General features: G+C 75.6%; 5 protein-coding genes and 2 pseudogenes. 5 read left to right on the forward strand and 2 right to left on the reverse strand.

What is annotated here, in order from left to right:
• Positions 1 to 98: 98 nt before the first annotated feature.
• Positions 99 to 182: pseudogene (locus FRZ03_RS17295) on the reverse strand (helix-turn-helix domain-containing protein); the annotation flags it as partial.
• Here FRZ03_RS17295 and FRZ03_RS17300 point away from each other — a divergent pair.
• The 3 genes and pseudogenes from FRZ03_RS17300 to FRZ03_RS17310 form a co-directional block, all read left to right on the forward strand.
• Positions 162 to 608: pseudogene (locus FRZ03_RS17300) on the forward strand (DNA glycosylase family protein); the annotation flags it as partial. The pseudogenes FRZ03_RS17295 and FRZ03_RS17300 sit on opposite strands and share 21 nt — an antisense overlap.
• The gene (locus FRZ03_RS17305; protein ID WP_146466059.1) at positions 605 to 1,096 is read left to right on the forward strand and encodes a methylated-DNA--[protein]-cysteine S-methyltransferase; all 492 of its coding nucleotides are present in this window, start codon (positions 605 to 607) and stop codon (positions 1,094 to 1,096) included. The pseudogene FRZ03_RS17300 and the gene FRZ03_RS17305, both read left to right, overlap by 4 nt.
• A 156-nt stretch (positions 1,097 to 1,252) precedes the next feature.
• On the forward strand, positions 1,253 to 2,470 hold the full coding sequence (locus tag FRZ03_RS17310) for a GDSL-type esterase/lipase family protein (protein ID WP_146466060.1): 1,218 nt from the start codon (positions 1,253 to 1,255) through the stop codon (positions 2,468 to 2,470).
• A gap of 55 nt (positions 2,471 to 2,525) precedes the next feature.
• Here the strand turns inward: FRZ03_RS17310 and FRZ03_RS17315 are convergent, their stop codons facing one another.
• Entirely contained in the window at positions 2,526 to 3,512 is a 987-nt protein-coding gene (locus FRZ03_RS17315) for a helix-turn-helix domain-containing protein (protein ID WP_146466061.1), read from the reverse strand.
• A 536-nt stretch (positions 3,513 to 4,048) separates the two neighbouring features.
• On the opposite strand from FRZ03_RS17315, the gene FRZ03_RS40995 reads away from it, so the two are divergent.
• Entirely contained in the window at positions 4,049 to 5,158 is a 1,110-nt protein-coding gene (locus FRZ03_RS40995) for a protein phosphatase 2C domain-containing protein (RefSeq protein ID WP_146466062.1), read from the forward strand.
• 72 nt (positions 5,159 to 5,230) lie between these two features.
• Positions 5,231 to 6,973, forward strand: a complete 1,743-nt coding sequence (locus FRZ03_RS17325) for a pyruvate dehydrogenase (protein ID WP_146466063.1) — start codon at positions 5,231 to 5,233, stop codon at positions 6,971 to 6,973.
• The last annotated feature ends 342 nt before the right edge of the window (positions 6,974 to 7,315 follow it).

A 7,315-nucleotide genomic window follows, 5' to 3' on the forward strand; every position in this document is an offset into this window, starting at 1 on the left:
GAACCAGCAGGCCACCGAGACGGCGGCGACCGCCAGCGCCACGGCCGCCGCCACCAGCAGGGCGAGGCGGGCCCGCAGCGGGAGCGCGCCGAGCCGTCTCACTCGCCGCTCCCGGAACGCAGCACGTAGCCGACGCCGCGCACGGTGTGCACCAGGCGCGGGTCGCCGCCCGCCCCGGTCTGCGCGCACCCGGCGCCGTGGACCCGCTGGAACCCGCCGTACGCGCCCTGACCGGCCCCGCGGGCGCCGCGCGCCTGGTCCGGCGCCACGGCAAGACCCTCGACGCCCCGAGCGGCACGCTCACCCACCTCTTCCCGGAACCGGCCGCCCTCGCCGAGGCGGACGGCGGTGGCGCCCCACTGGCCGCGCTCGCCGCCGCCCTCGCCGACGGCGCGCTCCGGCTGGACCCGGGCGCCGACCGGGACGACGCCCAGCGGGCGCTGCTCGCCCTGCCCGGGATGGACCCGGACACGGCCGCGGTCCTGCGCGCCCGCGCCCTCGGCGACCCCGACGTGGCCCCGCCCGGTATCCAGGTGCCCGACGCCTGGCGGCCCTGGCGCACCTACGCCGTCCAACACCTTCACATCGCAGGAGAGTTGAACCGATGACCACCGCCGGATGCTTCACCCGCCTCGACACACCCCTCGGCCGGCTGCTGCTCACCGCCGACCCGGACGGGGCGCTCACCTCCCTGCGCTGCGTGCCCCGGCCGCCGGACGGAGCGCGGGAGGACCCGGGGCCGTTCCGCGCCGCGCGCGAACAGCTCGACGCCTACTTCGCCGGTGAACTCCGGGAGTTCCGGCTGCCGTTGCGGGCCGCGGGCACCGAGTTCCGGCGGCGGGTGTGGGACGCGATGGACGAGGTGCCGTACGGCACCACCATCACGTACGGGGAGCTGGCCGCCCGGATCGGCGCGCCCCGCGCGGCCGTTCGCGCCGTCGGCGGGGCGCTCGGCGCCAACCCCCTGCTGATCGTGCGCCCCTGCCACCGGGTGATCGGAGCCGACGGCTCCCTGACCGGCTACGCGGGCGGCCTCGACCGCAAGGTACGGCTGCTGACCCTGGAAGGGGCCCTGGCGGCGCCCCGAGGGAACTGACGGACCAGCGTGGCGGGTTTCCGGCTGACGCCTCGCGGCCGGGCTCGCGCGGGCCGTTGCGCCGACCGGGTGGAAACGGGACGGAGTCGCGGCGCGGCGGCGCCGGGCTGTGGCACGGTCGCCTCCGGCGAATCACGGGGAAGGGCGGGCGCACACATGGGCAAGGTCGGACGGGTCCTCGCGGTTCTGCTGCTGGCGCTGGTCCTGCCGGGCGCGCGGGTCGCCGAGGGGACCGCCTCCGCGGTCGGCGTCGTACACAACGCGCCTCGTTGGACGGGCAGTTGGGAGACCGCGCCCTCGGGCACCGCCGCCCCGCTGCCCGGCGCGGCCGTCCGCAACGTCGTCCACCTCAGCGTCGGCGGCACCGCCGTGCGGGTGCGGCTCAGCAACCGGTTCGGCGGCGCGCCCCTGCTGCTCGGCGCGGTGACCGTCGCACTGCGCCGGGCGGCCGGGCCGGACGCCGTGCCCGGTACCCTGCGCACCGCGACGTTCCGGGGCGCCGCCACCGTCACCGTCCCGCCCGGCGGGGAGACCGTCAGCGACCCGGTGCGGCTGACCGTGCGGGCCGCCGCCGACCTCCTCGTCACCGTGTACACCCCCGAGGACGACGGCCGCGCCACCTACCACGCCACCGCCCTCCAGACCGGCTACGTGGCCGCCGAGGGCGCGGGCCACGCCGCCGACACGGACGGCTCCGCCTACCGGACCACCCTCACCTGCTGGTACTACATCACCGGCGTGGACGTCCTGGGCGGCGCCACCGGCAGCGTCGTGGCCTTCGGCGACTCGCTCACCGACGGCACCGGGTCCACCCCGGACACCAACCGCCGCTGGCCCGACCGGCTCGCCGCGCGCCTTTCCGGGACGGGCGTCCTCAACGCCGGGATCGGCGGCAACCGGCTGCTGCGCGACGGCGCCGGGCCGAGCGCCCTCACCCGCCTCGACACCGACGCCCTCAGCCGGACCGGGGCGCGGATCCTCGTCGTCTTCGAGGGCATCAACGACATCAAGGGCCTCCCCCCGGCCAACGACCCCGCCGCCTACGCCGACGCCTACCGCACCATCGTCGGCCGCGCCCACGCGCACGGCATCCGGGTCGTCGGCGTCACCCTCACCCCGTTCAACGGGTTCGCCGCCTACACGGTCGCCCGCGAGGAGGTACGGCAGCGCGTCAACGCCTTCATCCGCACCGGCGGCGCCTTCGACGCGGTCGCCGACGCCGACGCCGCCGTGCGCGACCCGGCCGACCCGACCCGCATCCGCCCCGCCTACGACCCGGGCGACCACCTGCACTTCACCGACGCGGGCATGGCCGCCGTGGCCGAGACGGTGCGCCGGACACTCACCGCCCACGCGGCGACGGGCCGCGGCTGAGAGGCCGTTCGGCACCGCCCTCACCACCCGCGGCCCCGTGGGGGGCGGCAGCGCGTCAGTCCGGCTCGCGTGCGACCCAGCCCCGTTCGTGGGCCTGCCAGCCCAGTTGGAGCCGGGTGGTCACCCCGGCGAGTTCCATCAGCCGTTTCACCCGGCGCTGCACCGTCCGCAGCCCCAGGTCCAGCTGCTTGGCCACGCTCGCGTCGGTCAGCCCGGCCAGCAGCAGCGACAGCACCTCCAGATCGGTGCCGTCCGGCCCGTCCGGCACCTCCTCGGCCGCCCCCTGCCCGTTCAACCGCAGCGGCAGCGCCTCGCGCCACACCGACTCGAACAGCCCCGCCAGCAGCTCCAGCAGCCCGCTGGCGTGCACCACCAGCGCGGCCGGCTCCGCGCTCCGCGAGGTCAACGGCACCATCGCCAGCGATCGGTCGGCGACGACCAGCTTCGTCGGCACCCGGTCCACCACCCGCACCCGCTCGCCCCGGCCGAGCGCGACGGCCAGCCCGCCGAGGCCCTGCGGCGGATCCAGCACCGCCCGCTCCACCACCACCCGGTAGCGCACCCCGCGTTCGGCCGCCTGCGCCTCCGCCTCGTTCTCCGCCGCGGAGACCACCACGGGGCTCCCGGTCACCAGCGCGCACACCTCCTCGGCGGCGCCCAGCTGGAGCTGGAGAAAACGCTGGGCGACCGCCGAGGCGCCCGTCACCACCTCCACCAGGTCGTGCACCGCGGGCTCGTCCGCCGCCGCCCGGTACTCCCGCGCGAGCAGCGCCGCCGCCAGCTCCGCCTGCTCCAGCTCGTGCCGCTGCCGGGTCAGCAGCGCCCCCAGCGCCACCGCGGGCGGCGCCGCCACCCAGCGGCCGGGGCGCGCCGAGGAACGGGCCGCGAGCCCCTGCCGCTCCAGCCGGCGCAGCGCGTGCTCGGTGTCCTGCTCCGCCAGTGCCAACCGCCGCGCCAGATCGGCCACCTCGGCCGCGCCCACCGCCACCAGCGCCCGGTACGCCGCCTCGTGTCTCTCGTCCAGCCCTATCGCCGCCAGCATCGCCCCGCGTTCCTCCCCTGAGTCCGAGCGGTCTGAGAACAAGCCGTCACGCGGGCCCACGGCTGGCGGAAACCGGCCACGACGCAAACCCGCCGCCGCCCATCATCGCGGTACCGCGGGTGCCTCTGCCAAGGTGGCCTCACCGCGGTGTTCGTGCCCGGACGCCCGCCGGGCCGGGGCGCCCGCGCGTCCGGTGCGCCGCCGCGGCCGAGGCGACCACGCCGCGATCCGGCCATCGGGCCGGTGGCCGACAAGGCCCGGTCCCGCAAGACCGTGGCCCGGGCCCGTGCGTGTCCGGACGTCCGAGGACGAGTCCAGGGCGTGGAGGGGACACGGGGCCGGGTCACCCCGCACGTCGCCGGGCGGTCCCCCCGTGGGGGGTGGGGCCGCCCGGCGGCCTTCCACCTCGCCCACCTCGCGCCCGTTGCCGTACGGCCGTACGACCCGTCCCCCGACACGCCGTCCCGGTCACGTCCCAGGCGCGGGATTTTCCCGATGCCCCGTTTTCCGGCGGTCCCCGTGGTGACAATCAGGGCATGAGCCAGCAGGGGGGAAGACCCGCCGTCCGTCCCGAGGACGACTGGTGGGGGGACCTGTACGACGACTCCACCGGGGACACGGGCCCCACGGCCGCGCCCGACTCCCTGGACGACCGCTTCACCTCGGCCAAGCGGACGGTCACGGACACCCGGACCCCGCCCGAGCCGCCCGTCCCCGAACCCGCCTCGCCCCTGGACTACGTGGGCTCCGGCCCGCCGACCTACGACCCCGAGCCCACCGCGCTGCCGGCCGTCGAGCCGGAGGCGCTGGAGGAGTCGGTGCCGGACACGGTGCTGGACGGCGCCCGGTACGGGGCGTGGACGCTGCGCTCCGTCTCGCTGCGCGGGGACTCGGCGCGCTACCGGGGCGAGCCGCGCCGGGACGCGCTGCTGACCGCCCGGTTCGGCACGGGCGGGCAGGCGCTGCTGCTCGTCGCGATGGCCACCGGCGCCCGGACCACGCCGGAGGCGCATCTGGCGGCGGCCGAGGCGTGCCGCTGGATCGGCCGGGCGGTGGGCCGCAGCCACCGGCGCCTGGCCGAGGACCTCCGGGCGGCCCGGCGCGCCGATCTGCGGGCGGGGCTGCACCGGCTGACCGACCGGGGCCTTCGCCGGCTCCGGACGAGCGCCGCCGAACGGGGCCTGGATGCGCGGGAGTACACGGCGACCCTGCGCTGCCTGCTGCTGCCGGCCGACCCGGACTGCCGTACCCGGGTGTTCTTCGGCGCCGGCGACGGCGGCCTGTTCCTGCTGCGGGACGGCGCCTGGCGGGACATCGAGCCGCGGGCCGTGCCCGAGGGACCCGCGGGGGAGGGCGACGACGACCGGTTCACCCTCGGCCTCGGCGTCCCGGCCGCCCCGCCCGCGCCGGACTCCACCGCGCCGTTCCGCTTCCGGTCCTCGCTAGCCCGCCCGGGTGATGTCCTGATGATGTGTACGACGGGCCTGGCCGAGCCGTTGCGCGAGGAGCCCGCCCTCGGCGCTCACCTGGCGCGACGCTGGTCCGGCCGCCGCGCGCCCGGCCTCGCCGCGTTCCTCGCCGACACCCGGGTGCGGGTCAAGGGGTACGCCGACGACCGTACGGCGGCGGCCGTGTGGGAGGCGTAACGGCTGCTCGTATGCCTCCATGGAACCGGGGACCACGGACACCCGGGGCCTGGAAGGGGCAGACGAGAGAACATGGCCAAGCAGAACGTAGCCGAGCAGTTCGTCGACATCCTCGTCCGCGCCGGCGTGCGCCGCCTCTACGGTGTCGTCGGCGACAGCCTCAACCCGATCGTGGACGCCGTACGCCGCCACTCCTCCATCGACTGGGTCCACGTCCGGCACGAGGAGACCGCCGCCTTCGCGGCCGGGGCCGAGGCCCAGATCACCGGGAAGCTGGCCGCCTGCGCGGGCTCCTGCGGTCCCGGCAACCTGCACCTCATCAACGGCCTGTACGACGCCCACCGTTCGATGGCCCCCGTGCTGGCCCTGGCCTCCCACATCCCCTCCAGCGAGATCGGCCTCGGCTACTTCCAGGAGACCCACCCGGACCGGCTCTTCCTGGAGTGCAGCCACTACAGCGAGCTGATCTCCAGCCCCCGGCAGATGCCCCGGCTGCTCCAGACCGCGATCCAGCACGCGGTCGGGCAGAGCGGGGTCAGCGTGGTCTGCCTGCCCGGCGACATCGCCGCCGAGCCCGCGCCGGAACGGGCCGCGCAGAGCGCGCTGGTCACCTCACGGCCCACCGTCCGCCCCGGCGACGCCGAGATCGACGCCCTGGTGGACATGATCGACAAGGCCGGCAAGGTCACCCTCTTCTGCGGCAGCGGCACGGCGGGGGCGCACGCGGAGGTCATGGAGTTCGCCGGGAAGCTCAAGGCACCGGTGGGCCACGCCCTGCGCGGCAAGGAATTCATCCAGTACGACAACCCGTACGACGTCGGCATGAGCGGGCTGCTCGGCTACGGCGCCGCGTACGAGGCCACCCACGAGTGCGATCTGCTGCTCCTGCTCGGCACGGACTTCCCGTACAACGCCTTCCTGCCCGACGACGTGCAGATCGCCCAGATCGACGTACGGCCCGAGGTGCTCGGCCGGCGGTCCCGGCTCGACCTCGCCGTGTGGGGCGATGTGCGCGAGACGCTGCGCTGCCTGACCCCCCGGGTCAAGGAGAAGACCAACCGGCGCTTCCTCGACCGGATGCTGAAGAAGCACGCCGACGCGCTGGAGGGCGTGGTCAAGGCGTACACCAGGAAGGTCGACCGGCACATCCCGATCCACCCCGAGTACGTGGCCGCGGTGCTCGACGAAGTCGCCGAGGACGACGCCGTGTTCACGGTGGACACCGGCATGTGCAACGTGTGGGCGGCCCGCTACATCTCGCCCAACGGCCGCCGCAGGATCATCGGTTCCTTCTCGCACGGCTCGATGGCGAACGCGCTGCCCATGGCGATCGGCGCGCAGTTCACCGACCGGCGCCGGCAGGTGGTGTCGATGTCCGGGGACGGCGGGTTCGCCATGCTGATGGGCGACTTCCTGACCCTCGTGCAGCACGACCTTCCGGTCAAGGTGGTGCTCTTCGACAACTCCTCGCTCGGCATGGTGGAGCTGGAGATGATGGTCTCCGGACTGCCCGCGTACGGCACCGCCAACGCCAACCCCGACTTCGCCGCGGTGGCCCGGGCGTGCGGGGCGTACGGGGTGCGGGTGGAGAAGCCCAAGCAGCTGGCCGGCGCGCTCAAGGACGCGTTCCGGCACAAGGGGCCGGCGCTGGTGGACATCGTCACCGACCCCAACGCGCTGTCCATCCCGCCGAAGATCAGCGCCGAGATGGTCACCGGGTTCGCGCTCTCCGCGTCCAAGATCGTGCTGGACGGCGGGGTCGGCCGGATGGTGCAGATGGCCCGCTCCAACCTGCGCAACGTGCCGCGCCCCTGACACCACCCGGACCGGGGAGCGGATTTCGGCCAGTTTCACGGCCCGTGACGGCATGCCGACCGCCTGTGCCGGACGCGTCTGCTCCGCCGTCACGGGGCGTCAGCGGCTCCAGGTGGCCCGCGCGCGGGTCCGCGTACGGCCCCCGTGTGTGCCCGGCGCCTCGGCCCAAAGGCCGCACCGGTGGCCGAACCACCGGTCATCGCCCCACCCCCAGGACTGCCGGGGTGCGCGCTGGGCAAGCATCCCCCCGTGAACGTGTTCGACCAGGAGGGGCAGGGTTCGAGCGGCGTGCGGGCGGGGGCCATGGAGAGGCAGGCACGAGGAGGTCCCGCGACCACGGGC

This window comes from Streptomyces misionensis (genome assembly GCF_007896895.1).
Taxonomy (GTDB): domain Bacteria; phylum Actinomycetota; class Actinomycetes; order Streptomycetales; family Streptomycetaceae; genus Streptomyces; species Streptomyces misionensis_A.